Raw genomic sequence first — 26,497 nt, forward strand, 5'->3', positions numbered from 1 at the left:
CGTGGCGCGCGCCGGCGCGCGCGGTGCGGCATTCAGTCGCCGCCGCGCTCGTCCGCGGGCGGGGCGGAACGCGGCCGGAACGCGATCACGCGCCCGTGGCTGCCCTCGCCGGCACTGCGCTGCCAGAGCACGGGTACTACGGCCGCGCGCGGCAGTTCGAGCTCGTCGTCGACCGCATCGTTTGCCGCTTCGGTTTCCCAGCTGTAGCGCTTGCGCGCAGGCGTCGGGTCACGCCGGCGCAGCGCGATCGCGGCGAGCAGGCCGGCGACGGCACCGGCGAGGTGGTATTCGAAGCTGATGCGTTCCTCGTGCGGCAACACCGACAGCAGCATGCCGCCGTAGAGGAAGAACACGACGAGCGAGGTCACCACCGCGAGGCGATCGCCACGCAGCAGGCCGATCACGAACAGGAACAGCATGAGCCCGTGCACGATCCCGCTCGCGCCGACGTGGGCGGAGTCGCGCGCGAAGAGCCAGACGCCGAGCCCGGACAGCAGCCAGATCGCCGGCAACGCAAGCCGCGTCGCGCGCGGATAGACGTACAGGGTCAGCGTCGCCAGCACGCCGAGCGGCAGGGTGTTCGACATGAGGTGCTCGAACGAGGCGTGCGCGAACGGCGCGGTGAGGATTCCGACCAGACCCGCGGCATGGCGCGGCAGGATGCCGAGCTCGTCGATCGGCCAGCCGAGCAGCCAGGCCGCGAGCCAGGCGATCCACACCCCGGCCAGCAGCGCCCCGGCGCCGAGCAGCGCATGGCGGATGCGCAGGCGATCCTGCGCAACCGTGACGGAAGTGGGTTCGGGAACGGGGCGGGCGATGTCCATAGCTGCCACATTGGGCGCGCCATTCAGCTGCGCAAGTCGACTCCGTCACAGAATGAGGCCGGATACCCGTTGGTACAATCCTTGCGGTATCAACCGAAGAACCGCGCGAATGAGGGCGCGCGGCCTTTTCGGCAACCCGCAGCGCGACCGGGAGAGGGGGCCCGCCGTGCATCCGGCAGCAGTACGCGCGGTCGCTCCGGCTACCGTCCACTGCCTGCCGCTCCGTATGAGCTTCGACATCAAATCCGCCATGTTGATCGCTTCGCTGCTGACGCTGTGCGTCGGCGCGAGCCTGTCGTTCGCGGCGTCGCGCTATCCGCGACACTTGCGCGCGGCCATGCGCATCTGGATCGGGGGCCTGCTGATCGAGACGCTCGCGCTGTTGTCGGCGGCGCTGCGCAGCCCGAGCTGGGACGATGCGTTGCCGATCGTGCTCACCAACACGATGTACGCCCTCTCGTACGCGGAGATGGGGCGCGCGATGAACCGTTTCGCGCAGCGCCCGCGCAGCCTCGCGCCGCTGCTCCTGGTCGCGCTCACGTTCGCGATCCTGTGCCTGTTCACGCTGGTCTGGCCGTCGCCGCGCTGGCGCGTCACCTTCGACACGCTGCCGATCGTCGCGCTGCAGCTCGGCGTCGCCCGCGCGGTGCTGCTCGGCCGCGGACGCCTGCGTCCGGCCGACATCCTCACCGGCTCGCTGTTCGTCGCCTGCGCCGCGCTCGCGCTCGCGCGCGGCCTCACCGAGTTCTTCGCCCCGGTACTCGGGCTGGAGGAATTCCGCCCGTTCATGCTCAACGTCGTGCTGATCTTCAGTTCGATCCTGCCGATGCTCGGCACGATCGGCTTCATGCTCATGTGCGGCGACCGCATGAATGACGATCTCGGCCGGCTGGCGATGACCGATCCGCTGACCGGCGTGCACAACCGGCGCACGCTCGCGCGCGTCGCGACGAGCGCGATCGAGGACGCGCTGCGCGAGGATCGCCCGCTGTCGCTGCTCGCGATCGACGTCGATCACTTCAAGCGCATCAACGACGCGTTCGGCCACGACGCCGGCGACGAGGCGCTGCTCGGCCTCGTGCGCCTGATGCGCGAATCACTCGCGGTGGACGCGCCGCTCAGCCGCATCGGCGGCGAGGAATTCGCCGTGCTGCTGCCCGGCCTCGGCGAACTCGAGGCCTGCGTGCTCGCCGAGTACCTGCGCCAGCACGTGGCGAGCGCGCTGCTGCCGCTCGGCGGCCACCCGCAACGCCTGACCGTGTCGATCGGCGTCGCCTCGCTCGACCCCGCCACACGCGACCTGCGCGCGCTGCTGCGCAACGCCGACCGCGCGCTCTACGCGGCCAAGCACAACGGCCGCAACCGCTGCGTCGCCTACTCGACGCTCGCCCCGGCGCCCGTCGCGTCGCAGGTTTCGCTCGGCCGCGCCTGAGGCAATCTCCTCGCTGCCGCCTTCGAAGGCACGAGCGGAAAGATCGAAGCACCGGGCACAGGGAACGCGCAGGGAAGAGATCTCCCTCGATGTGATTTCTCCATGTGCTCCGTGTTTGGCCTGGCCTCCGAACATCTCCCCCGGAGCGGGTCAGCCGGCGCCCGCCTTGCGCGGCGGGATCAGCAGGCTCGCGACGACGGACGCCGTGATGACCAGCGCGACGACGCCGAGCGCGACGCCGATCGGGATCTTCCAGACGCCGGCAAGCAGCATCTTCGCGCCGATGAACAGCAGCACGACCGCGAGGCCGTGGCCGAGCAGGTGGAAGCGGTCGGCCATGCCGGCGAGCAGGAAGAACAGCGCGCGCAGGCCGAGCACGGCGAACACGTTCGAGCTCAGCACGACGAACGGGTCGAGCGTGACCGCGAAGATCGCCGGGATCGAGTCGACCGCGAAGATCACGTCGGTGACGGCGACCAGCACGAGCACGACGAACATCGGCGTGAACCAGCGCCGGCCGTCCTCGCGCACGGCGAGCGCCTCGCCGCGGAACTCGCGCGTGATGCGCAGGTGCCGGCGCATCCAGCGCAGGATCGCGTTCTGCTCGAGGTCCGGCGACGCGGTCGTCGCGAACAGCATCTTGAGTCCGGTCAGCAGCAGGAACAGGCCGAACAGGTAGAGCACCCAGTGGAACTGGGCGACGAGTGCGGCGCCGACGAAGATCAACAGCGCGCGCAACACGATCGCGCCGAGCACGCCGAGCATGAGCGCGCGCTGGCGCAGTTCCGGCGGTACCGCGAACGTGTTGAACACGAGCAGGAACACGAAGATGTTGTCGATCGCGAGGGCTTTCTCGATCAGGTAGCCGGTGAGGAATTCGAGGCCGGTCTCGTGGGCGACCGCGCGGCCCGCATGCGCGTCGAGCCAGGCCCAAAGACCGAAGTTGAATGCGAGTGCGAGGCCGATCCAGCCGGCGCTCCACGCCGCCGCCGCGCGGAACGTGACGCGGCGCGGACCGGCCGCGCGCAGCAGCGAGAAGTCGACCGCGAGCGCGACGAGGAGGATGGCGACGAAAGCGGCCCAGATGCCCGGTGTCGCGATGCTGTGCATGTCCGTGTCCCAAGAAAGCCCTGAACGGGCCGAGGGCTTGGGGTCACGAATGCTCGGGACATACCTTCGCCGTCGACGGCGAAGGTCTTGCTCGCGGTTCGCCTGGCGAACCGCCCGCCGGACCGGGGCCTTGCGGCCCGTGATGACGATCGCGGCGACGGGAGAGCTACTCCCCTTCTGCTGGAGCGGAACTTAGCGCCGCGCCGTGGCGCTGGCAAGGTCGGGCGCAGCGCGGGGGGCTGAGGGCTGCGGAAATGCTTCCGCCGCTTCCACAGCGCGTGCCCGACCCGTACAGGAGCGCACCCGGTGCGCGACCGGCGGATCCGGGCCGCGCGCCTCGATCGGCCTGCAGCTTCCCGCCCGCAGCCCTCGGCCCTCGGCCCTCGGCCCTATAATCCGCCGATGAACCGCCACGCCACGGGCCCGCTGCCCGTCATCCAGCTCAAGACCGAACGCCGCTCCAACCATCCCTGGATCTTCCAGAAGATGGTCGAGAAGCCGGCGACCAAACCCAAGCCCGGCAGCATCGTCGACATCGTCGACCGCGAAGGCCAGTTCGCCGGACGCGGCTTCTACAACGGCCATTCGCGCATCGCGCTGCGCGTGCTGACCGCCGATCCCGATGAAACGGTCGACGAGGCGTTCTTCGCGCGCAGGATTGCGCAGGCGGTGTCGCTGCGGCGCGAGGTGCTGCGCCTCGATGCTGTCACCGATGCCTATCGGCTGATCCACTCCGAGGGCGACGGCCTGTCCGGCCTCGTCGTCGATCGCTTCGCGAACACGCTGGTGATCGAGTATTTCTCGGCGGGCATGTTCAAGGTGCGCGACCTGATCCGCCGTTGCCTGCTCGAACATTTCCCGGACGCGGACCTGTACTGGTTCGCCGAAGAACACGTGCAGAAGCAGGAGAGTTTCGACTGCGGCATCCCGTCGCCGCCGACGCCGACGGTGATCCACGAGCACGGCGTGCAGTTCCACGCCGCGCCGGGCACCAAGCACAAGACCGGCTTCTTCGCCGACCAGCGCGACAACCGCAGGTACCTGTCGACGTTCTGCGAAGGCAAGCGCGTGCTCGACCTGTGTTGCAACTCGGGCGGCTTCGGCATCTACGCCAAGGCGATCGGCGGCGCGAGCGAAGTCACCGGCGTCGACCTCGACGAGGAGATCCTCGCGATCGCGGAGAAGAACGCGCGCCTCAACAAGGCGAAGGTGCGCTTCGTGCAGGCGGACATCTTCCACTGGCTGCGCGACGGCAAGAAGGACCCGTACGACGTCGTGATCCTCGATCCGGCGAAGATGACGCGCGATCGCGAGCAGGTGATCCCGGCGCTCAAGAAATACCTCGACATGAACAAGCTCGCGCTCGGCGCGGTCAAGCCGGGCGGCATCTTCCTGACCTGCTCGTGCACCGGCCTCGTCAGCGAGGAGCAGTTCCTCGACATGCTGCGCCGCGCGGCGTTCTACGCCGGCCGCACGGTGCAGGTGCTCAAGGTGACCGGCGCGGGCGAGGATCATCCGTGGCAGGCGCACGTGCCGGAGTCACGTTATCTCAAGGCGGCGTTCTGCCGCGTCGAATAGCCGAAGCGCTGGGCTGAAGGCCGAGGGCCGGGGGCTGCGAAGCGGCGGCGTCGAAGCGCCTGCCAAGCCAGCGCCGCATCGGCGGCACGCGCTTCGCGCGTACCGCCCTGCAGCACCTCGTTCCATCGTGGGAGCGGCTTCAGCCGCGATGCCTTCGACGCGCGGCGGCCGGCGTTGCATGCCGGCCGCGCTGCACGTCCGGCCTATTTCCACTGCTTCGCGATGCGATCGGCGAGCACGAGGTCGGCCTGCGCCGCCTTGCCGCCGCGCTCGTAGGCGATGGCCAGCTTCGTGCCGGCCGGCAGCGTGCGCAGGCGCTCGCGCCATTCGGGCAGGCCGCGCGAGGCGACCTTCTCGCCGCCGATCGCGGTGATGCGATCGCCTTCGCGCAGGCCTGCGCGCGCGGCGGCACTGTCCTTCGCGACATCGGCGACATCGAGCGCATCGCCCGCGCCGAGCAGCCACAGGCCGCTGCGATCGAACGCGTCGACACCCGCCCCGTCCGCGTTCGGGGCGAGGTACATCTTCTTCGCGCCGTAGTCGAACGCGACCGTGTAGTGCCTGAGTACACCGCCGCCGAGGTTGGCCGACAGGTCGGGGCTCGCGAACGCGCCCTTGTCGCCGGTGTAGAGGTCGCCCGCGATGCCGGTCACCGCGAGGTCGCCGAGTTCGAGCGTGCCGAAGCGCGCGGGACGGCCGCGCGACGGGCCGCCGACGCCCCAGCCGACGACCGCGTCCGGCGCCGCGTGGTACTTGTCGACCAGGCCGTGTTCGCGCACGAACGGCGAGTGCAGTGTCAGCGACACGCGAGAACCCGTGTCGATGCTGATCCGCACCGGCAGGCCGTCGAGCTTGCCTTGCACGATCGGGATGCGCTCGGCGAGTTCGAACGGCACGACGTGCGCGCCGGCCGGCGGCGCGAACTTCGCCGGCTCCGCGAGCACGAGCTCGTGCCTCGCGTAGTCGATCGTCACGCCGAAGCGGCGGAACATCTCGTAGCCGACCAGGCCATCGCTGTCGTAGCCTTCGACGGCGGGCAGCTTGCCGAGATCCATCACGTAGAACACCGGGCGCGACAACACGGCGTCGCCGAGACGCACTTCGCCGGCGTGCGCGAGCGCGACGTCGACGACCTCCTCGCCGACGCCACGTCCGGCGAGCTTGCCTTCGCCGGCCAGGCCGAACTTCTTCGCCGCGGCCGGTGTCAGCAGGTTCGCACCGCCGGTGTCGACGAGGAAGCGCGCCGACTTGCCGTCGATCGAGCCCTGCGCATAGATGTGGTTGTTGACGAGTTCGAACGGCACGCGCGTGACGCCATCCGCCGCGTCGATGCGCGCAGTCTCGGCCATCGCCGGCATCGCGAAGTCGGCGTCGGAGACCGTGACGTTGACCTTCATGCTGGACGCCTGCACTTCGCTGCGGTTGCGCTCGTCGACGCGACCGGCGGTGTCGGTGAGGAACGTGGCCGAGTGGAACGGCAGCTTGACGCCGTCGACGTCGCGCCAGTCGTCGAAGCTCGTCGTCGCGGTGTCGGCGCCCTGCTTCTGCTCCGTGCGCACGAGCAGGTGCGTCCGTGCGTCGAACCAGAGCGTGACCGGGTCGCCGCCGTCGGGCGTCGCGACGAGCACGTCATAGCGACGGCCGTCGAGTTCACGCACCTCGGGCTTGCCGTAGCTCGCGCCGATGCGGGACGGATACCAGTATCCGCGCGCGTCGAGCCAGGCCTGGCTGCGCGCGCGCCGCTTCGCTTCGGGCGCATCGAGCACGGCGACCTCACCGCCGGGATCGCGCGTCCAGGCGACCGTGCCGTCGTAGCCGTCGGCGCCCTCGATCGGGCCGAGCTTGTAGTGGTCGTTCGAGCGGCCGCGCTCGACGTCCTGCAGCGCGTCGAACGCGCCACTGAGCCCGCCCGCGGAGAGCGTGCCGTCGGTGCGCACGCTCTTCACCGCGTCCCAGTGCGCGCCGCCGCTCGCCGCCTTCCAGCGCGCGAGCAGGTCGGCCGCCTCGTCCGCACGCACCACCTGGGTGAAACCGAACGCCAGCAGCGCCAGCGCGATCATCTGCCTGACCATCTTCATCTCCTCGGATCGCGGCGCCTGCCTTGCGCGGCGCCGTCGTTGTTTGAATAATTGCATCGAATTTCAAACGAGGCAACCCAACCGATGGCACGGATCCGCAACGCGCTGCTCGAGGATGCGGCGGAGATCGACCTGCTCGCTTCGCCGACGCGCATCGAGATCGTCGATACGCTCGAGGCGTTCGGCGAGGCGGTCAGCGTGGCCGAGCTCGCCGTCGCGCTCGGACGGCCCGCCGACAGCCTCTACTACCACCTGCGCCAGCTCGCCGATGGCGGCCTCGTCGAGGAGGAAGCCGCGCCCGACGGCCGCCGCTACCGTTCGCGCACGCGCAAGGGCGATCGCCTGCGCCTGCGCTACCGGCCCGGCACGACCGCCAATGCCGAGGCGGTCGGCCGCGTCGCGGCGAGCGTGCTGCGCGTGGCCGGTCGCGATTTCGAGCGCGCGCTGGCCGACCCCGCGACGGTCGTCGAAGGGCCGCGGCGCGAATTGTGGGCCGCGCGCGGCAAGGGCTGGGTCGACGCCGCGGAACTCGCCGAGATCAATCGCCTTCTCGCGCGGCTGATGGAACTCGTGCAGAAGCCGGCGGCCGAGCGCCCGCGCGGCAAGCTCGTCGCGCTGACCTGGGTGCTCGCGCCGGTGGAAGCGAAGCCGGCGCGACGCACGCCCGCGCCGCGCAAGCCGCGCGCGCGCTGAACGCGCGTCGGCACGGCTGCTAGACTGCGCGTCCACCCGCAGCCGGCGACGTCGATGAAGAAGACCGCGCGTACGAAGAAGACCCTGCCGCCGACCGTGACGCAGGCGCAGGCCGAGGAGGCCGTGCGCGTCCTGCTGCGCTGGGCTGGTGAAGATCCCCTGCGCGAAGGCCTGGTCGACACGCCCAAGCGCGTGGCCGATGCGTACCGCGACTGGTTCTCCGGCTACGCGATCGATCCGGCCGAATACCTCGGCCGCACGTTCGAGGAGGTCGCCGGCTACGACGAGATGATCGTACTGCGCGACATCCACTTCGAATCCTTCTGCGAGCACCACATGGCGCCGATCATCGGCCGCGCGCACGTCGGCTACCTGCCGACGGACAAGGTCGTCGGTATCTCCAAGCTCGCGCGCGTGGTGGACGCCTACGCGCGCCGCTTCCAGGTGCAGGAGAAGCTCACCGCGCAGATCGCCCACTGCATCGGCATGGTGCTCAAGCCGCGCGGCGTCGGCGTCGTCATCGACGCGACGCACCAGTGCATGACCACGCGCGGCGTGCACAAGACCGGCGTGTCGATGATCACCAGCCAGATGCTTGGCACGTTCCGCGAGGACGCGCGCACGCGCGCGGAGTTCCTGCGCTTCATCGACATCGACGGGCATGGGTGATGACGTCGCCTTGCGCTCGTCCATGAGCGCCGCTGCGATGCGCGCCTTCGCGCGCGAGACGGCCTTCGGCTTGTCCTGAACCGCGCCGGCCATCCATGGCCGCACGCCCCGCGAACCGCCGCGAGGCGCTTCCGATCAGCCGATCGCGATGCCGCCGTCGGCAAGCGGCAGCGAGCGGATGCGCTTGCCGGTCAAGGCGAAGATCGCATTGGCGAGCGCCGGCGCGACCAGCGGCACGCCGACCTCGCCGATGCCGCCCGGCTTGTCGCCGCCCTCGAGCAGCGCGACCGACACCGCCGGCATCTCCGACATGCGCGGCAAGGTGAAGTCGTTGAAGTTCGCCTGCTCCACGCGTCCGCCCGCGAGCGTGATCTTGCCACGCACGGCGTTGACGAGGCCGCTGACGAGGCCACCCTGCATCTGTGCGACGACCTGGTCCGGATGCACGGCGATGCCGGGGTCGACCGCGATGCAGAGCCGCTCGACATGCACGCGCTCGGCATTGCCCGAGATCTCGGCGACGAGCGCGACGTGCGTGTCGTAGCACTCCATCGCGGCGAGCCCGAACGCGTGCCCGGCCGCGGGCGCGCCCCAGCCGGCGTCCTTCGCCGCGCGTTCGATCACCGCGCGCTGGCGCGGCATCGCCTCGAGCATGGCGAGGCGGAACGCGAGCGGATCCTGCTTCGCCGCGTGCGCGAGTTCGTCGACGAAGCTCTCGATCGCGAATGCGTTGAGCGCGTTGCTGACCGAGCGCCAGTAGCCGACCTTGATGCCGATCTCGCGGATCACCGTGCGCAGGTCGAGGTTCGGGATCGCGTAGGTGAGGTTCGCCGCGCCCTCGACCATGAAGCCGTCGATGCCGTCCTTGACCACGCCCGGGAACATGCGGTTCGTGATCGACGGCGAGATCATCTTCTGCGCCAGCGCGAGGAGTCGGCCGTCGGCAACCACGCCGCGCATGAGGTGCAGCGACGGTGGCCGGTAGACGTCGTGGCGCGTGTCGTCCTCGCGCGTCCAGATCAGTTTCACCGGCGTACCCGGCAGCGCCTTGGCGATCGCCACCGCCTGCGCGACGTAGTCGACGTCGAGGCGCCGGCCGAAGCCGCCGCCGATGAACTGCGCATGGATGCGCACCTGTTCCGGCTTCACCCCGGCCGCGGCCGCCGCGACGCCCTGCGCGCCCTGCGGGAACTGCGTGCTGGCCCAGACGTCGACGCCGTCGCGGCCGACGCGCGCGGTGCAGTTCTGCGGTTCGAGCGTCGCGTGCGCGAGCAGCTGGCAGGTGTAGCGCGCCTCGATCGGCGTGGTCTTCGCGAACACCGCGGCGACGTCGCCGGCCTGCTTCGCCACGGCGCCGGCCTCGTCGGCCGCGCCTTCGAGCGCGGCCATGATCGCCGCGTCGTCGAGCTTCGCCGCGGCACCTTCGTCCCAGTGGATCTTCACGTCGGCGAGCGCCTGTCTGGCGACCCACCAGTGATCGGCGACCACCGCGACGCCATCGCCGATCGACAGTACCTTGCGTATTCCCGGGCGCCTTTCGACGTCGCCCGCGTCGAACGAGGCGACCTTGCCGCCGAGTACGGGGCACTGCGCGAGCGCGGCGTGCAGCATGCCCGGCAGCTTCACGTCGATCCCGAACACCGTGCGGCCGCGCGCCTTGTCGGCGCCGTCGAGGCGCGCGAGCGGCTTGCCGATGCGGGTGAACTGCGCGCGTGGCTTCAGCGTGACGTCGGCCGGCACCTCGAGTTTCGCGGCGGCCGCGGCGAGCGCGCCGTAGCCGAGCTTGCGCTCGCCGTGCAGCACGTGGCCGTCGGCGACGCGGCACTCGACGGCAGGCACGTTCCATTGCGCCGCTGCCGCCGCGACGAGCATCGTGCGCGCGGTCGCGCCGGCGCGGCGCAGGCTGTCCCAGCCGTCGCGCACGCTCGTGCTGCCGCCGGTGATCTGCGCGCCGAGCAGCGTGTTGACGTAGACCGGATCGACCGTCGCCTGCTCGACGCGCACGCGCGCCGGATCCACGCCGAGCTCCTCGGCGATGAGCATGACGAGCGAGGTGTGCACGTCCTGGCCCATCTCGTTGCGCTGGCAGACCAGCGTGACCCCGCCGTCGGGCGCAATGCCGACCCAGGCGTTCGCGCGCACCGCGGCCGTGCCGGCGGCCGGCTTCGCGCCACCGGTGTCGAGGTGGAAACCGAGCAGCAGGCCGGCGCCGACCGCGCTGGAGGCGACGACGAAGCGACGCCGCGACGCATCGATGCCCGAGTCGTCGAAGAACGCGTTCATGCGCCACCCCCGAGGGTCGCCGCTGCGTCATGGATCGCCGCGCGGATGCGCGCGTAGGTGCCGCAACGGCAGAGGTTGCCGGACATCGCGGCGTCGATGTCGGCATCGCTCGGTCGCGGCGTGCGCGCGAGCAGGGCGGTCGCTGCCATCACCTGGCCCGACTGGCAGTAGCCGCACTGCGGCACTTGCAGCTTGTCCCACGCGGCCTGCACCGCGTGCGCGACCTTGCCGTCGATGCCTTCGATCGTCGTCACCGACTTGCCCTGCACCGCCGACAGCGGCGTGATGCACGAACGCGTCGGCACGCCATCGACATGCACGGTGCAGGCGCCGCACAGCGCCATGCCGCAGCCGAACTTGGTGCCGGTCATGCCGAGATGGTCGCGCAATACCCATAGCAGCGGCGTGTCCGGCGCCGCGTCGACCGGCACCGTCCTGCCGTTGAGATGCACGCTGCTCATGACTCCTCCTCGCGGAAAGGCAAGCGCCGGGGCGCGGCGCAATCGGAGTGCCGGAGCGAGCCCACCCGCTGCACGCACGGCATCGGTAAACCCGCGCCGAGCATACGCCGCCCGCGCCGCGGCGACACGCCGCAGCGCACGCGAGCCCGCGGCCCGCCGCGCGCGGACACGGCGCGAATCGGCTATCGTGCGCGCTTTCGCCAAGCCGGCCCCGACCCGCAATGGAACCCACCGCTCCCGCCGCGCCGCGCCGTGCCGCGCTGGCCTTCATCTTCGTGACCGTGCTGATCGACATCCTGTCGTTCGGCCTGATCATCCCGGTACTGCCGCACCTGATCGAAAACTTCCTGCACGGCAACGTCGCTGCCGCGGCGCGCTGGTACACCGGCTTCGCGAGCGTGTTCATGGCGATGCAGTTCGTCTTCACGCCCGTGCAGGGCGCGCTGTCGGACCGCTACGGCCGGCGCCCGGTGATCCTCTTGTCCAACCTCGGCCTCGGCCTCGACTTCGCGATGATGGCGCTGGTCAACTCGCTGCCGCTGCTGTTCATCGGCCGCGTCGTCTCCGGCATCACGTCGGCGAGCTTCAGCACCGCCAACGCGTACATCGCCGACATCACCCCGCCGCAGCAGCGCGCGCAGGCGTTCGGCATGATCGGCATGGCGTTCGGCCTCGGTTTCATCATCGCGCCGTTCATCGGCGGACACCTCGGCGCGATCGACGTGCGCCTGCCGTTCTGGGCCGCGGTGGCGATGAGCCTGACGAACTTCTGCTACGGCTGGTTCGTGCTGCCCGAGTCGTTGCCGGTCGAACGGCGCACGACGCGCTTCGACTGGGACCATGCCAACCCGCTCGGCTCGCTCGCGCTGCTGCGCCGCTATCCGCAGGTGCTCGGCATCGCCGGCGTGCTGTTCCTCATGGCATTCGCGCACATGGTGTATCCGACCACGTTCGTGCTCTACGCCGACTATCGCTTCGGCTGGGGCCCGGACATGGCCGGCAACACGCTCGCGCTGGTCGGCCTGCTCGCGGCGATCGTGCAGGGCGTGCTGATCAAGCGCATCGTCGCCGCGCTCGGCGAACGGCGCACGCTGCTGTTCGGCCTCGCCTGCGGCGCGGTCGGCTTCGCGCTGTACGCACTCGCGCCGACCGGTTACTGGTTCTGGGCGATGATGCCGGTCGCCGCGTTGTGGGGCGTCGCGACGCCCGCGGCGCAGGCATTGATGACGCACGCGGTCGATCCGCGCGAGCAGGGCCGCCTGCAGGGCGCGGTCGCGAGCCTGTCCAGCATCGCGGGCATCCTCGGCGCATTGGTGTTCCCGACGATCCTCGCCGCGGTCGCCGGCTCGGCGCGCCACGACGTCGTTGCCGGCGCGACGTTCTGGCTCGCCGCGCTGATCGTCGGCAGCGGCGGCGTGCTCGCCTGGCGCGTGTCGGCGCGCCTGCCCGCGGTGACGACCGCCGCGCCCCCGCCGACGATCGAACCAGCGGTCGTTTCGGACGCCGACGAGATCATCGTGCAGCCCGCACCACTACGCGACTGATCGACGCGCGAAAATTGCACTTGTCCGCTTCGGGGCGCATGGTGCGCGCCCCTTGGCGTCGTCGACGCGATTTTTCGCGCCATGATTTCCATGCAGGCGCAGTCCGCCAACCCGTGCACCCGCCGCGCCGGCGGCGGGCCGCCTCGTTGCCGCATTGGATTTCAAGTGCCCCTTTCGACACTGGCACGGCGCCCCCATCATGCGAGGATGGGTACGCCGGAGCGGTTCCGGCACCGTGGAGACGTCGATGCTGACCTTCGTGCTGTGGTTGCTGCTGCTGGTGTTCTGCTGGCCGGTCGCGCTGCTCGCGCTGGTGCTCTACCCGCTCGTCTGGCTGTTGCTGCTGCCGTTCCGCCTCGTCGGCCTCGCGGTCGAAGGCGTGTTCGAGCTGCTGCGCGGGATCATCCTGCTCCCCGCCCGCGTGCTGCGCGGCCGCCCCGTCGCCTGACGAGCGGCGAAAGCGCCCGCGACGACGTCGGCTGTACGGAAACCGGGCCACCGCGCGACCGCGCGGCGTCAGGGACAAGGCCGCGGATCTGGCCGGGGACAAGGCGGTCGACGTGGCCGGCGGCGGCGGGCGGCAATGCCGCGGCCGGCCGCGAGCATCGGGATCCGGCACGAGCAGCGGCGTGCCGATCGTGCGCCGCTGCGAGTCCCTGCGCGGATCGCGCGCGCTACACTCGGGATGTCCGCACGCGAGAATGCCGATGTCCGCAAGCGAACCCGATCCGGCCGAACCCATCGTGCAGGCGCAGCCGCTCGGTGAGCTGTTCGACGCCGTCTACGACCGCCTCAAGGCGATGGCGAGCCGCCAGCTCGCGCGGGGTGCGCGCGGCACGCTCGACACGACCGCACTCGTGCACGAACTGTGGCTGCGCGTGAACACCGGGCGCGAGCTCGCGTTCGAGCATCCGGCGCAGTTCTTCTCCTACGCCGCGCGCGCGATGCGCCACCTGCTCGCCGATCGTGCGCGCGACCGCATGCGCCAGAAGGCCGGCGGCGACTGGATCCGCATGAGCCTGACGGGCAGCGAAGGGCTCCACCCGCAGGTCGAAAGCGCCGAGCAGGCGCTCGCGCTCGAGGAAGCGCTGACCAAGCTCGAGCAGGTCGACGCGCGGGCGGCACGCGTGGTCGAGCTGCGCTGGTTCGCCGGGCTCTCGCCGGAGCAGGTCGCCGAGCTGCTCGGCCTGACCCGCCGCACGATCGATCGCGACTGGCGCTACGCGCGCGCGTTCCTGCTGTCCGCACTGGAATGATGTCCGCGCCGGGGGCGCAACGGCGTTATCGCTGGCGAGGACGGCGGCCGCCAGGGGGACCGCGATGAACAGCTCGCCTGCCACGCCACGCGAATGGTTCGAAGCCGCGCTCGCGCTGCCTCGCGCCGAGCGCGCGGCCTGGCTCGCGGCGCAGTGCCGCGACGAGGCGCAGCGCGCGGAGGTGCTGCGCCTGCTCGCCGCCGACGACGGCGACGAGCACGTGCTCGACGAGCCGTTCGACCAGCTGCTCGGGCGCGTCGGCGAAGTCGCGGCGCCGCCGCCGGCGCTGCCGCACGGCACGACCGTCGGCGACTACACGCTGATCGAGCGCCTCGGCGAAGGCGGCTACTCGGTCGTCTACCGCGCCGAGCGCGAGCAGGCCGGCGTGCGCCAGGTCGTCGCGCTCAAGCTGCTGCACCGCGGGCTGCACACGCCGGACGAGCAGCGCCGCTTCCGCGACGAGCGGCGCGCGCTCGCGCAACTGCGCCACCCCGGCATCGCGCGACTCATCGAGGGCGGCGTGACCAGCGCGGGCATGCCGTACATCGCGCTCGAGCTCGTCGAGGGCGAGCCGATCACCGACTATGCGCGCACGCACAAGCTCGACCTGCACGCGCGCCTGCGCCTGTTCGTCGCGGTCTGCCACGCGGTCGAAGCAGCGCATCGCGCGCTGATCGTGCACCGCGACCTCAAGCCGTCGAACGTGCTCGTCACGCGCGACGGCGAGGTCAAGCTGCTCGACTTCGGCATCGCCAAGCTGCTCGACGCCGGCGACGACGCGACGCGCACGCAGCGACAGGCGTTGACGCCCGCTTACGCGGCGCCGGAGCAGTTCGCCCTCGGCCAGGTCACCACCGCGACCGACGTCTATGCGCTCGGCGTGCTGCTCGGCGAACTCGTGACCGGGCAGCGCCGCGCGCCGGGCGACACGCACACGCCATCGTCGCGCGTCGGCGCGGACACGGACGAGGCGCTGTTGCCGGCACCCGCGCGCGTCGTGCGGCGCCAGCTGCGTGGCGACCTCGACAACATCGTGCTGAAGGCGACGGCAGCGGAGCCGGAGCGCCGCTACGCATCCGCGGGCGCGTTCGCCGACGACGTCGAACGCCACCTCGCCGGCCATCCGGTGCAGGCGCATCCGCCGTCACGCTGGTACCGCGCGCGCAAGTTCATCACGCGCCATCGTGGCGGCGTGGCGGGCAGCGCGCTGTTCGTGCTGTCGATCCTCGCCGCGCTCGCGGTCGCGCTGTGGCAGGCGCAGCGCGCCGAAGTGGAGACGCGGCGCGCGCAGGTGCAGGCGCGCCGCGCCGAAGCGGTCCAGGCCTTCCTCGGCGACGTGTTCCGAGCCAACTCGCGCAACCAGCCGAATGCGGCGAAGGCACGCCGGACGACCGCACGCGAGCTGCTCGACCTCGGCGCGCAGCGCATCGACGGCGCGATGGCCGACGTGCCGGAAGCGAAGCTCAGCGTGCTGCAGCTGTTCGCCCAACTCTATGATGACCTCGAACTCGCCGACGAAGCCTTGCGCGTGAGGCGCCAGGCAGTCGAACTCGCACGCCACGTGTACGGCCCCGCGTCGCCGGAGGTCGCCGCCGAACTCGTCCGCCTCGGCAACGCGATGCAGAGTTCGCGTGCCACCGGCGAGGAACGCAAGGCCGTGCTCGACGAAGCCGGCGGCATCCTCGACCGCCTCGGCGACGTCGATTCGCCCACGCGCGGCGCGTGGCTGCGGCGCGAGGCCGAGTACTGGTGGAACCACGATCCGCAGCGGGCGTACGACTACGCGCAGCGCGCGGTGCGGCTGTTCGACGCAAAGCCGCCGTCGGCCGATCTCGCCGACTCGCTGCTCAGCGCCGGCATCCAGGCCTTGCAGCTGCACCGTCCGACGGAAGCCTCCGCCGCTTTCGCACGTGCGATCGAAATCGCCAGGGTCGTGCCCGAGGCCGCGCCGAATGCGGTCAAGTACCATGCCTATCTCGGCGAGGCGCAGTCGCGCCAGCTCGACCTCGCCGGCGCCGAGCGCAGCCTGCGCACCGCCTGGACCATGGCGAAGCGCGACAGTGGCGAGGAACACATCGACGTGTTGCAGACCCAGCTCCGCCTCGGCGACCTGCTCTGCGAGATGGGCCGCACGCAGGAAGGACTCGAGCTCCTGCGTGGCGCCAAGCAGCTCGCGATCAAACTGCGCGGCGCCGATGATCCGTTCCACACGCGCGCGGCACTCAGTGTGCTCGGCCGCTGCGAGGCCGGCGCCGGCGACCTCGGCGCCGCGATCGCCGACGCGCAGGCGGCGACCGCGATCGACCGCAGCCACCACCCGGGCAGCCTCGACCTCGCGCTGCGCCTCGAGCGCGAAGCCGCGGTACTCGTCGAGCTCGGCCGCTTCGCGCCCGCGCAGGCCGAGCTCGACGAGGCCGCCGCGCTACGCCTGCAGGCGAAGCAGCCGCGCGACGGCGAGGCATTCGCCGGGAACCTGCGCCTGCAGGCGACGCTCGCCCTCGCGCGCGGGGACCTCGCCGCGGCACGCGAGCGATTCGACGGACTGCCGGCCGAAGCGAACGACGCGCCTCCCACGTTCGACCGCTTCGACCGGCACCTCCTCGCCGCCGAGATCGCGCTCGCCGCGCACGACGCCGCGACCGCCGCGAGTGAAGCGCATGCCGTCGCGCAGGCGATCGCGCGCAGCGGCCAGGGCGACGCGCTCGTGCCGTGGAGCGCACGCGCCGCGCTCGACGCCGGCCGCGCCGCGGGCACTCGCACACGACCATGACGCCGCGTCGGCGTCGCTGCATCGCGCGCTCGAGCTGCGCCGCAGCATCCTGCTCCCGACGAGCCCGCGACTCGCCGACGCGCTGGTCGCCCTCGCTTCGACCGAACTCGACCGCGACGACCGCGCCGCCGCGCGCATGCTCGCCGACGAGGCTGCGGCGATCCATGCCGCGCAACCCGAACTCGGCGACCAGTACCGCCACCCCCTGCGCACCCTCCAGGATCGCCTCGCCCGCGAATGATCGACGGCACTCGAGCGGCGAGCCGGGGCCGGACCCGGAGCAACGACCCGGGCGGCGACCTGGCAAAGACCGAACCACGAAGGAAATGCAAACGCTTCGAAGCCGTTCCCGGTCCTGCTTGTCCTTCGCGTCCTTCGTGTCCTTCGTGTCCCCGTCTTTCAGCTTCGCACCTTCGCCACATCCGCGAACCCGAGCTCGCCCGCCTCGAAGGCGACGCGTTCGGTGCCGAAGCTGGTCTGCGCGAGCACGCGCGCGCGGGTGACCTTGATCAGCCAGCCGTGCTGCTCGAGCGGTTCGCCGGACCGGAACGCCTTCGGCGTGAGCACGGCGGCGCAGGCGCGGTGTTGCGGATCGCGTACCGACGCGTAGCGGATCAGCGCGATGCCCGCCTCGCGCGCGCTGCGCGCGAGTGCCTGCGTCGCGACGTAGCTCGCGGGGTCCTCCCATGCGGCGCGCTCGCGCGCGAGCGGCGCGTCGGCGAGCACGAGCGCCTGGCCCGCGACCGCGGCGCGGAACACCGTGTGCGGCACCGGCGGCAGCTCCGGCGTGGCGGGCGAATCGGCGAGGAAGCGCAGGCGCCAGTAGGCGACTTCGGCCAGCGCGGTATGCACGGTCGTGGCGCCGTACCAGACGCCGGGATCGCCGATGCCGCGGAAGCGCGAACCGGCGGGCGGCGGCGCCGGATAGCGGAATGGCGTCGCGAGCAGGTAGTGCAGGTGCGCCGCCTCGGCCGGCAGCGGCGGCTTGCCTGCTTCGAGCAGGTCCTCGAGCACGCGCTGCTCGGCGAGCGTGTCGACCAGGCGCATGGTCGATGCGCGATGCTGGGCCTCGACCACGCGCCAAGGTTTCATGCTAATGCGTCGCGCGGCCTTGCGCAGCGCCTCGATGCCCGGGATGTTCATGTGGCAGGCCTCCGGTCACGCAGCCTGCGGGGGCGTCGTCGCAACGCGCGCGACGCGTTCACAGCCGCGCGCGTGCGCTGTCGAGGTAGTGCAGCACGTGGACGAGCCCTTCGGCGTCGCGCATGCGCTCGAGCGGGCGCGCGCCGCCGAACGCGGCGTTGGCGGTGGTGAGCCAGGTGCGCGCGGCGGCGTCATTGGAGCCGACGATCGCGTCGAGCGAACGGAACACGCGCACCCACAATGCGGCGAGCTGGCCCGGCTTGCTCGCCGGATCGATCGGCGCACGCGCGGCGCGCGAGATCGTCGAGGGGCTGACGCCGATGATCTCGGCGAGCGTGCGCTGCGGCACGTCGAGGATTTCCGCCGCACGCAGCGCGGCCCTGGTCAGCACGCGACCCGGGTCGGTCGCGGCGGCGGACTTGCGGGCGGCGGACGGGTTCATCGCAGCGGCACCGGTGGTCTCGTTCAGATGCAATTATCAGCGCAGAGCATTGCACATGCAATGTTCAGCCGAAGAACCAGTAGCACACCGCGATCGACGCGAGCACGCCGGCGAGGTCGGCCAGCAGCGCGCAGCCGACCGCATGGCGCGTGCGGCGGATGCCGACCGCCCCGAAGTACACCGCAAGGACGTAGAACGTCGTTTCGGTGCTGCCCTGCACGGTTGCGGCGAGCAGCGCGGGGAAACTGTCGACGCCGCGCGTCTTCATCGTCTCGATCAGCATCGCCCGCGCGGCACTGCCCGACAGCGGCTTCACCAGCGCGGTCGGCAGCGCGTCGACGAAGCGCGTGTCGAGGCCGAGGGCATGCACGCACCAGCGCACGCCGTCGAGGGCGAAGTCGAGCGCACCCGAGGCGCGCAGCACGCCGACCGCGCAGAGCATCGCGACGAGGTACGGCAACAGGTCGCGCGCGACCTCGAAGCCCTGGCGCGCGCCGTCGACGAAGCTCTCGTAAACCGGCACCTTGCGCCACGCGCCGATGACGAGGAAGGCGAGCACGATCGCGAACAGGGCGAGGTTGCCGAGCAGCGACGACAGCGGCGCGAGTGCCGCCGCGGGAAGCGCGAGCAGCACGCTGACGAACGCGCTGAGCAGCACCGCAGCGCCGAGCAGGCAGACCAGCACGAGCGGGTCGCGCAGCCTGATCTTCTGCGCGAAGGCGACCGCGAGGAAGCCGGCGAGCGTCGATGCGCTGGTCGCGAGCAGGATCGGCACGAACACGAGCGTCGGGTCATGCGCGCCGGCCTGCGCGCGGTACATGAAGATCGACACCGGCAGCAGGGTCAGCGACGACGCGTTCAGCACGATGAACAGGACCTGCGCATCGCTCGCCGTGGTGGCGCTCGGGTTGAGCGTCTGCAACTCGCGCATCGCGCGCAGGCCGATCGGCGTCGCCGCATTGTCGAGGCCGAGTACGTTGGCGGCGAAGTTGAGCGTGATCAGGCCGACCGCCGGATGGCCGCGCGGCACGCCCGGCATGAGCCGCGCGAACAGCGGGCCGAGCAGCCGCGCAAGGCGGTCGACGAGGCCGGCCTGCTCGGCGATGCGCAGGAAGCCGAGCCACAGCGTGAGCGTCCCGAACAGGAGGATCATCACCTCCACCGCGAGCCTGGCCATGTCGAACAGGCTGGCGACCATCGCGGCGAACACGCCGGCGTTGCCGCCGACGAGCCACTGCGCGAGCGCGGCGACCGCCGCGACGAGGAAGAAGCCGAACCACAGCCGGTTGAGCATGCGCGCACCGTCGCCTGGACCCCCGCGCGCAAGCATCGCACAAGACCTGTCCCGCGCGCGCCGCGTCGGGCACACTCGCGCGATGGACGAGAAACCGTATTCGGCCGCGTGCGAGCGCAATCGCGAACCGATCCTCGGCGTGCTGCGCGAGGCGTTCGCCGACCGCCGCCACGTGCTCGAGATCGGCAGCGGCACGGGCCAGCACGCAGTGCATTTCGCCGCGGCCCTGCCCGCGCTCGCCTGGCAGTGTTCCGATCGCGCCGACAACCTGCCCGGCATCCGCGCCTGGCTCGCCGAAGCGGCCCTGGCGAACACGCCTGCGCCGATCGAACTCGACGTCGCCGGCGACGCCTGGCCACGCGGCCCGTTCGACGCGGTGTTCAGCGCGAACACCTTGCACATCATGGGCTGGAGCGAAGTGGAAGCGCTGTTCGCCTCGCTGCCGGGCGTGACGACGGCGGATGCGAAGCTGGCGATCTACGGCCCGTTCCACGTCGACGGCCGCCCGACGAGCGAAAGCAATGCGGCCTTCGACGCCTCGTTGCGCGCACGCGCGCCGCACATGGGTCTGCGCGACGTCGCCGCCGTCGACGCGCTCGCGCGCGACGCCGGGTTCGCATCCGTCGCCGACGTCGCGATGCCGGCGAACAACCGCCTCCTGCTCTGGCGCCGCGCATGAGCCGCCCGCTGCTGGTCGCCTGGAGCGGCGGCAAGGACGCGGCGCAGGCGCTCGAACGCCTGCGCGCCGACCCCGCATGGCGCGTGGCTGGCCTGCTCACGAGCGTGACCGTCCCGTACGACCGCATCAGCATCCACGGCGTGCGCCGCTCGATCCTGCACGCGCAGGCGCGCGCGCTCGGCCTGCCGCTGTTCGAGGCGGAACTGCCGGTGCAGGCCGACAACGCGACCTACGAAGCATCATTCGCCGCGGCACTCGCCCAGGCGAGCACGAGCGAGCCGGGGCTCGACGCGATCGCATTCGGCGACCTCTTCCTCGCCGACGTGCGCGCCTACCGCGAAGCGCTGCTCGCACGGCTCGGCTGGCACGGCGTGTTCCCGCTGTGGGGCGAGGACACGCGGCGACTCGCGCAGGCGTTCATCGCGCGTGGCCACCGCGCGATCCTCTGCTGCGTCGACACGCGGCAGCTCGACGCAACGTTCCGCGGGCGCGACTACGACGCCGCGCTGCTCGCCGACCTGCCGGCCGGCTGCGATCCGTGCGGCGAGAACGGCGAGTTCCATACCTGCGTGCACGGCGGTCCGCTGTTCGCGCAGCCGATCGAACTCGCGCGCGGCGAGCACGTGCTGCGCGAGCAGCGCTTCGCGTACGTCGATCTCGTCGACACCTCGTCGACGTCCCCGCCGCGATGACCGACGCCGGCGCGCCGGCGCGTCACAGCGGCGCGAACAACTCCGCGACGTCGGCCTCGTCGAAGCGCAGTGCCTGCGTGCTGCCGCCTTCGAGCACCGCGCGCGCGAGATCGGCCTTGCGCTGCTGCAGGCCCTGGATCTTCTCCTCGACCGTCCCGGCGCAGATGAGCTTGTAGACGAATACCGGCTTGTCCTGGCCGATGCGGTGCGCGCGATCGGTCGCCTGCGCCTCGACCGCGGGGTTCCACCACGGGTCGTAATGGATCACCGTGTCGGCCGCGGTGAGGTTGAGGCCGACGCCGCCGGCCTTGAGGCTGATCAGGAACACCGGCACGTCGCCGGCCTGGAAGCGCTCGACGAGCGCCGCGCGCTGCGTGCCCGGCGTGTCGCCGGTGAGGCTCTGGTAGGCGAGGCTGCGCTCGTCGAGCGCCTGCGCGACGAGCGCGAGCATCTCGGCGAACTGGCTGAACACGAGCACGCGCCGGCCTTCCTCGACGAGACTGCCGAGCAGGTCGAGCAGGTACTCGAGCTTGGCCGACCCCTGCACGCCGCGGGCGCCTTCGAGCTTGACCAGGCGCGGGTCGCAGCAGGCCTGGCGCAGCTTGAGCAACGCATCGAGCACGACGATGCCGCTCTGCGCGAGGCCGCGCCGGCGCACTTCGTCGAGCACGCGCTCGTGCTGGGTGAGGCGCAGTGTTTCGTACAGCTCGCGCTGCGCGCCTTCGAGCTCGATGCGCCGCGCGATCTCGGTCTTCGGCGGCAGCTCCGACAGCACGTCCTCCTTGCGCCGCCGCAGCAGCAGCGGCGCGATGCGCCGGTTCAGCCGCTCGCGCCGCTCGACGTCGCCGTGCTTCTCGATCGGCGTGCGGAAGAAGCGCGTGAAGTGCTTTTCGTCGCCGAGCAGGCCGGGCTCGACCGCGTCGAACTCGGCCCACAGCTCGCCGAGGTGGTTCTCCAGCGGCGTGCCGGTCATCGCGATGCGCTGGCGCGCGTCGATCTCGCGCACGAGCTTCGCCGCCTGGCTCTTCGCGTTCTTGATCGCCTGCGCCTCGTCGAGCACGAGCACCGAGTACGCGTGCGCGACGAGCGCGTCGCGGTCGCGCAGCAGCAGCGGATAGGTCGTGATGACGAGGTCGTGGTTCGGGATTTCCTCGTGCAGGCCGTGCCGCTCCGGCCCGTGCACGACGAGCACGTCGAGGTCGGGCGCGAAACGCGCGGCCTCGTCGGCCCAGTTGGCGACGAGGCTGGTCGGCGCGAGCACGAGCGCGGCCTGGTCGAGCCGGCCGCGGCGCTTCTCGGCGAGCAGGTGGGCGAGTACCTGCACCGTCTTGCCGAGGCCCATGTCGTCGGCGAGGATGCCGCCGAGGCCGGCTTCGGCGAGGAAGCCGAGCCAGGCGAGGCCGTCGCGCTGGTAGCTGCGCAAGGTCGCGCGGAAGCCTTCCGGTTCGCGCGCGGGTTCGCGCGGCGCGCGCAGGCGCTCGAGCTGCGCGCGCAGGCGCTCGCCGCCGCGCCACGGGCGTTCGAGGCCGCTGGCGACCTTCTCGAGCACGTCCGCCTGCGCGCGGCGCAGGCGCAGCGCACCGTCTTCCTCGCGCAACGGCACCTGCAGCCATTCGAGCAGCGGCGCGATCAGCGCGCGCAGCTTCGCCAGCGGCAACGGCACGCGCCGGCGCGCGTCGAGCGGCACCAGCCACATCGCGTCCTCGGGCTCGCCCTTGCGGGCGACGAGCGGGAACGCGGGATCGGTGAGCAGGCGGTGCAGCACCGGCAACAGGTCGATGCGCTCGCCGTCGATGTCGATGCCCAGGCGCAGGTCGAACCAGGGATTGCCGGTCTGTTCGTCGACCTCGGCATACCATTCGCGCGGCTCGTCGAGCAGCGCGAACGGGAAGCCCTCGTCGGATTCGAGCCGGAAGCCGAGGTCGCGCAGGCGCGGCGCGAGCGCGAACAGCTGGTCGGCGCCACCGACCTGGCCGCGGCCGTGCTCGATGACGAAATCGTTGTCGGTGACCGCATCGGCGGGCACCCCGGGCAGGCGACCCAGGGTTTCGGCGGGAACGAGGCCGACTTCCTCGAGCCGGTCGCTGGCCGCGACTTCGCTCGCGCGGTCGCGCGCGATCTCGATCACGCGGTCGCCGACGCGGCGGCGTTCGCGCGCGGGCGCGGGGAACATCGGCAGGCGCACGCCGCCGTAGTCGTAGCCGAGGCGCGCGAAGCCGGCCTGGTAACGCGCGCCCGCGGCGGTCACCGCCGGCGTCGCGCGCAAGGTGAGCACGGCGACCGGCGCGACGTTGCGGCGTTCGACCGCGGTCTCGATCGGCGGCGGCAGCGCCGCGAGCAGCGGCGTGTCGCGCCAGCGTTCCATCAGCAGCGGCACCTGCTCGGGCAGCAGCGGCGGTGCGCGCAGCACCGCTTCGGCGAGGCGCGTGTTGCCGTCGATGCGGCCGAGCTCGCGCGCGACCGGATCGAAGTACCAGAGGCCGCCGACGCGCAGCAGGCGCGTCTTCGGCGCCGCGCCGTCGACGCTCAGCGCGAGCTTCTGGGTGCCGTCGTCGCGCGCTTCCCAGCCGATGCGCAGGGCGCGCATCGGTCCGTGCACGAGCCGGCCCGCGGAGGCCTTCTCGAAGAAGCACGGCAGTGCGCCGAGCAGCGTTTCGAGCAAGGGTTCGTCGCCGCCGCTGGCGAGCTGGAACCAGCCGCCGCTGCCACCGAACGCGGGTGCGCGCATGCGCAGGCCGGCGACGAGCTGGAACGTGTCCGCATCCAGGCCGCTCCACGGCGCGGGATCGGCCCACGAGGGCTGCAGCGGTTGCGGCGTCGCGTAGCCACCCTTCTTGCCCGGCTTCACGCGCACGACCTGTGCCTGCAGCGACGGCAACGGATGGCTGTTGTCCGCGCGCAGCATGATCGCGCAGACGGAAACCTCCGAATCGCTCGCGCGCACCGGCCGCGCCTCGCCGCTCGGTGCGCGCAAGCCGTCCAGCCACGCCTTCCACGCGCCGAGCTGCGGCGTCGGCGGCTCCAGTTCGGTGCGTGGCTGGCCGGCCGGCTTGCCCTTGAGTTCGTACAGCACGGTCGCGGCGACGTGCTTGCATTCGAATTCGAGCGGGCAAGTGCAGTAGCTGTCGAGGCGGGCGTTGTGCCCGTCCCACTTGAGGCGCACGCCGGCCGCGTACGGATCGCGTGCGGTGCCTTCGACCATGCCGACCAGCGCGCCTTCGCCGTCGCCGGCTTCGTAGTGCGCGCCGAGCACGTAGCCGCGCCGCAGGTAGTCCGCGCCTTTTTCGATCGTGTGCGGATCGAACAGCGTGGTCCAGTGCCTGGCGAGCAGGTCGCGGAATGTGGTCTCGTCCATGCGGATGACCGAAGCAGTCCAACCTTGCATGGTGCACGCAACGGCGCACCGGCGTCCAGCGCGGCGCGACCGCGGCAAGCCGGGCGCGGCGACATGCTGCATCGTTCCGGTAGACTCGTCGCGGCGATTCGCCGGGCGATGCCGGCCAACGAGGGCGCGTGCGCGTGCGGTTTCTTGCAGGGATCTCGCAGCAGGCGCGGGCGTGCGCCGGCGCCGCCCGCGGGCGCTTCACGGCGCCGGGGCGTCAGCGGCCACGCCCGGCGAACGGTTTCGCCGCAGCGACGGGCACGCGATGAACGCGACCGCGCAGCCGCTCGTCGTCGTGTCGATCGTCAACTGGAACACGCCATCGCGCACGCTCGCCTGCCTCGATGCGGTCGCGCGGCTCGACTATCCGCGGCTGCGCACGATCGTCGTCGACAATGCCTCGCGCGACGACAGCGCCACGCGCCTGCGCGCGCGCTGCGCCGACGTGATCGTCGCGCCCCGCAACGCCGGCTTCGCTGCCGGGCATGCGCTCGCCTGGCAGGAGGCGCGCCGCTGCGCGGCGGACGCGATCTGGTTGCTCAACAGCGATGCCGTCGTCGAACCGGATGCGCTGGCGGCATTGATGGCCGCGCGGCAGGCGCACGGCGATGCGATCTTTGGCGGCCTGCCGCTGCGCGACGACGGTGGCGCGACGACGATCATCGACCTGCCGGAGAAGTACCTCGATCCCGCGGCGACGCCACGACCGTGGCGCCGCGACCGCGTGCTGCGCTTCGACGACGCCTGGCGCCAGCGCGCGCCGTTCCGCGTCGGCGCGGTGAGCGGCGTGTCGATGCTCCTGCCGCTCGCAGTGGCCGAGCGCCATGGCTGGCTCGATGCGTCGTGGTTCATGTACTGCGAAGAGATCGACTACTGCCTGCGCCTGCGCGAAGCGGGCGTCGCGAGCTGGCTCGTGCCCGGCGCGCGCGCCTGGCATGCGCGGCGCGGCAGCCAGCAGGGGCGCGCAGGGGTCGCCGGCGTGATGGGTTACTATGAGGCCCGCAACGAGATCCGGCTCGCGCGACGCCATGCGGGCCGCGCGACGGCCGCGATCGTCGCCGCGAAGAAGTGCGCGCGCGCACTCGCCACCGCGACGTTCGCGCCGGCACGCGCACGCTGGATCCTGCGCGGCGGCATCGACGGCATCCGCGGCCGCGACGGCCGCCCGCATGCACCGGACGACCTGCTCTGACCGATGCGCCGACTGCTGCGAAAACTGCGTTCATGGCTGCCGCGGCGCCCGTGCCGCATCGAACGGTACGGGCGCGCCTGCATCGCCGTCGATCGCGACTACCCCGTGCACGTGCGCGCGTACTATCGCCACTGCGCCGGGCTGTTCGCCGCGGCATTCGCGCGCCAAGACGCCGCGGTCAACGTGATCTTCGGGCCGCGGCCGGTCCGCTTCGGCAACGCGCTGCCGACGCTGCGCATCGACCTGCAGCCCGAACACACGCTGGTGCGTCCGGGCGGCCGCGACAGCGGCGGTGCGCCCGTGGGCGTCACGCCGCTGCCCGACGGCAGCGGCTGCTATCTCGTCCGCCTCGCCGACGAGGCCTACCTCCGCTCGCTCGACACGATCGTCGAGTACAGCCTGCCGAACGTCGTGAACGTGCGCAGCTCGGGCCACTTCGACGAACTCGCCGCGCGCACCGCGCTCGTCGCCCCGCTGCTCTACCCGCCGCGATTCGATGCACGCGGAAGCGACATCGCCGCGATCTCGCTGATGTTCGACGAGCGGCAGCCGCGCCGCCGGCGTTTCCTCGACGACGTGCGCCGCGCGTCGCTGCCGCTGCGCAACGTGCGCGGCGTGTTCGACGCGGCCGCGCTGCGCCGCCTGTACGACCGCACCCGCGTGCTCGTCAACGTGCACCAGACCGCCGAGCATCACACCTTCGAGGAGTTGCGCGTGCTGCCGGCACTGCTCCGCGGCGTGGTCGTGATCAGCGAGGACGTGCCGCTGCGCGAGCGGATCCCGTACCACGACGCGATCATCTGGCGCCCGTACGAGGCCATCGTCGACACCGTGCGCGACGTCCTCGCGCGCTTCGACGAAGTGCGCGCGACGCTGTTCGGCGATGCGCTCGCCGCCACGTTCGCCGCGATGGAGCGCGAGAACCGCGCGAACGTCGAGGCAGCGGTGCGGCGCATGCTCGCGGCGCGCGGCTGA

General features: G+C 71.6%; 22 protein-coding genes. 13 read left to right on the forward strand and 9 right to left on the reverse strand.

The features are described from left to right. Positions 1–32: 32 nt before the first annotated feature. Positions 33–824, reverse strand: a complete 792-nt coding sequence (locus EV148_RS02815; RefSeq protein WP_131993119.1) for a rhomboid family intramembrane serine protease — start codon at positions 822–824, stop codon at positions 33–35. A 250-nt stretch (positions 825–1,074) separates the two neighbouring features. On the opposite strand from EV148_RS02815, the gene EV148_RS02820 reads away from it, so the two are divergent. Further along, on the forward strand, positions 1,075–2,256 hold the full coding sequence (locus EV148_RS02820; protein WP_158287281.1) for a GGDEF domain-containing protein: 1,182 nt from the start codon (positions 1,075–1,077) through the stop codon (positions 2,254–2,256). A gap of 150 nt (positions 2,257–2,406) precedes the next feature. Here the strand turns inward: EV148_RS02820 and EV148_RS02825 are convergent, their stop codons facing one another. Next, positions 2,407–3,366, reverse strand: a complete 960-nt coding sequence (locus EV148_RS02825; RefSeq protein ID WP_131993125.1) for a TerC/Alx family metal homeostasis membrane protein — start codon at positions 3,364–3,366, stop codon at positions 2,407–2,409. A 402-nt stretch (positions 3,367–3,768) separates the two neighbouring features. Between EV148_RS02825 and EV148_RS02830 the strand changes: the two genes are divergently transcribed. Next, positions 3,769–4,944: a class I SAM-dependent rRNA methyltransferase gene (locus EV148_RS02830; RefSeq protein ID WP_131993128.1), complete on the forward strand. Its 1,176-nt coding sequence runs from the start codon at positions 3,769–3,771 to the stop codon at positions 4,942–4,944. A 203-nt stretch (positions 4,945–5,147) separates the two neighbouring features. Here EV148_RS02830 and EV148_RS02835 read toward each other — a convergent pair whose 3' ends face one another. Beyond that, on the reverse strand, positions 5,148–7,022 hold the full coding sequence (locus EV148_RS02835; protein WP_131993131.1) for an aspartyl protease family protein: 1,875 nt from the start codon (positions 7,020–7,022) through the stop codon (positions 5,148–5,150). An 84-nt stretch (positions 7,023–7,106) separates the two neighbouring features. Between EV148_RS02835 and EV148_RS02840 the strand changes: the two genes are divergently transcribed. Beyond that, positions 7,107–7,715, forward strand: a complete 609-nt coding sequence (locus tag EV148_RS02840; protein WP_131993134.1) for a winged helix-turn-helix domain-containing protein — start codon at positions 7,107–7,109, stop codon at positions 7,713–7,715. Between the two features lie 54 nt (positions 7,716–7,769). Then, positions 7,770–8,384, forward strand: a complete 615-nt coding sequence (gene folE / locus EV148_RS02845) for a GTP cyclohydrolase I FolE (protein ID WP_131993136.1) — start codon at positions 7,770–7,772, stop codon at positions 8,382–8,384. A 135-nt stretch (positions 8,385–8,519) separates the two neighbouring features. On the opposite strand, the gene EV148_RS02850 is transcribed toward folE, so the two are convergent. Together EV148_RS02850 and EV148_RS02855 are read right to left on the reverse strand one after the other, a co-directional pair. After that, the gene (locus EV148_RS02850) at positions 8,520–10,667 is read right to left on the reverse strand and encodes a xanthine dehydrogenase family protein molybdopterin-binding subunit (protein WP_131993139.1); all 2,148 of its coding nucleotides are present in this window, start codon (positions 10,665–10,667) and stop codon (positions 8,520–8,522) included. Further along, positions 10,664–11,128 carry a (2Fe-2S)-binding protein gene (locus EV148_RS02855; RefSeq protein WP_131993142.1) on the reverse strand — a complete coding sequence of 155 codons (465 nt, stop codon included), beginning with the start codon at positions 11,126–11,128 and terminating at the stop codon, positions 10,664–10,666. The genes EV148_RS02850 and EV148_RS02855 overlap by 4 nt, the downstream gene beginning before the upstream one ends. A 221-nt stretch (positions 11,129–11,349) precedes the next feature. Here EV148_RS02855 and EV148_RS02860 point away from each other — a divergent pair, with 221 nt between their 5' ends. The 5 genes from EV148_RS02860 to EV148_RS02880 all read left to right on the forward strand — a co-directional run bounded on the left by EV148_RS02860 (position 11,350) and on the right by EV148_RS02880 (position 16,939). After that, positions 11,350–12,672 carry a TCR/Tet family MFS transporter gene (locus EV148_RS02860; protein ID WP_131993145.1) on the forward strand — a complete coding sequence of 441 codons (1,323 nt, stop codon included), beginning with the start codon at positions 11,350–11,352 and terminating at the stop codon, positions 12,670–12,672. 247 nt (positions 12,673–12,919) lie between these two features. Beyond that, on the forward strand, positions 12,920–13,120 hold the full coding sequence (locus EV148_RS02865) for a hypothetical protein (protein WP_131993148.1): 201 nt from the start codon (positions 12,920–12,922) through the stop codon (positions 13,118–13,120). A gap of 259 nt (positions 13,121–13,379) precedes the next feature. Beyond that, positions 13,380–13,928, forward strand: coding sequence for an ECF-type sigma factor (locus EV148_RS02870; RefSeq protein ID WP_158287282.1), 549 nt, complete (start codon positions 13,380–13,382; stop codon positions 13,926–13,928). Positions 13,929–13,992: 64 nt separating this feature from the next. Next, positions 13,993–16,698: a serine/threonine-protein kinase gene (locus EV148_RS02875; RefSeq protein WP_131993154.1), complete on the forward strand. Its 2,706-nt coding sequence runs from the start codon at positions 13,993–13,995 to the stop codon at positions 16,696–16,698. After that, positions 16,586–16,939 (forward strand): hypothetical protein, encoded by a 354-nt coding sequence (locus EV148_RS02880; RefSeq protein ID WP_131993157.1) that lies wholly within the window; start codon positions 16,586–16,588, stop codon positions 16,937–16,939. The genes EV148_RS02875 and EV148_RS02880 overlap by 113 nt, the downstream gene beginning before the upstream one ends. Positions 16,940–17,097: 158 nt before the next feature. Here EV148_RS02880 and EV148_RS02885 read toward each other — a convergent pair whose 3' ends face one another. From EV148_RS02885 to EV148_RS02895, 3 genes are all read right to left on the reverse strand, one after another. Then, complete coding sequence (locus tag EV148_RS02885; RefSeq protein ID WP_131993160.1) at positions 17,098–17,841, reverse strand: RES family NAD+ phosphorylase; 744 nt, start codon at positions 17,839–17,841, stop codon at positions 17,098–17,100. A gap of 58 nt (positions 17,842–17,899) precedes the next feature. After that, a complete protein-coding gene (locus tag EV148_RS02890; protein WP_131993163.1) occupies positions 17,900–18,283 on the reverse strand; it encodes an MbcA/ParS/Xre antitoxin family protein in 384 nt (127 codons plus the stop codon). A 64-nt stretch (positions 18,284–18,347) separates the two neighbouring features. Further along, a complete protein-coding gene (locus tag EV148_RS02895; RefSeq protein ID WP_131993166.1) occupies positions 18,348–19,577 on the reverse strand; it encodes a nucleoside recognition domain-containing protein in 1,230 nt (409 codons plus the stop codon). Positions 19,578–19,659: 82 nt separating this feature from the next. Between EV148_RS02895 and EV148_RS02900 the strand changes: the two genes are divergently transcribed. Both EV148_RS02900 and EV148_RS02905 read left to right on the forward strand, forming a co-directional pair. Beyond that, positions 19,660–20,256 carry a DUF938 domain-containing protein gene (locus EV148_RS02900; RefSeq protein ID WP_131993169.1) on the forward strand — a complete coding sequence of 199 codons (597 nt, stop codon included), beginning with the start codon at positions 19,660–19,662 and terminating at the stop codon, positions 20,254–20,256. Beyond that, a complete protein-coding gene (locus EV148_RS02905; protein ID WP_131993172.1) occupies positions 20,253–20,948 on the forward strand; it encodes a Dph6-related ATP pyrophosphatase in 696 nt (231 codons plus the stop codon). The genes EV148_RS02900 and EV148_RS02905 overlap by 4 nt, the downstream gene beginning before the upstream one ends. Positions 20,949–20,970: 22 nt before the next feature. On the opposite strand, the gene EV148_RS02910 is transcribed toward EV148_RS02905, so the two are convergent. Then, positions 20,971–24,303, reverse strand: a complete 3,333-nt coding sequence (locus EV148_RS02910; RefSeq protein ID WP_131993175.1) for a DEAD/DEAH box helicase — start codon at positions 24,301–24,303, stop codon at positions 20,971–20,973. Positions 24,304–24,595: 292 nt separating this feature from the next. On the opposite strand from EV148_RS02910, the gene EV148_RS02915 reads away from it, so the two are divergent. Both EV148_RS02915 and EV148_RS02920 read left to right on the forward strand, forming a co-directional pair. Continuing rightward, complete coding sequence (locus EV148_RS02915; protein WP_158287283.1) at positions 24,596–25,522, forward strand: glycosyltransferase family 2 protein; 927 nt, start codon at positions 24,596–24,598, stop codon at positions 25,520–25,522. Positions 25,523–25,525: 3 nt separating this feature from the next. Then, the gene (locus EV148_RS02920) at positions 25,526–26,497 is read left to right on the forward strand and encodes a hypothetical protein (RefSeq protein ID WP_131993181.1); all 972 of its coding nucleotides are present in this window, start codon (positions 25,526–25,528) and stop codon (positions 26,495–26,497) included.

It is taken from the genome of Dokdonella fugitiva, from assembly GCF_004342425.1.
GTDB lineage: Bacteria > Pseudomonadota > Gammaproteobacteria > Xanthomonadales > Rhodanobacteraceae > Dokdonella_A > Dokdonella_A fugitiva.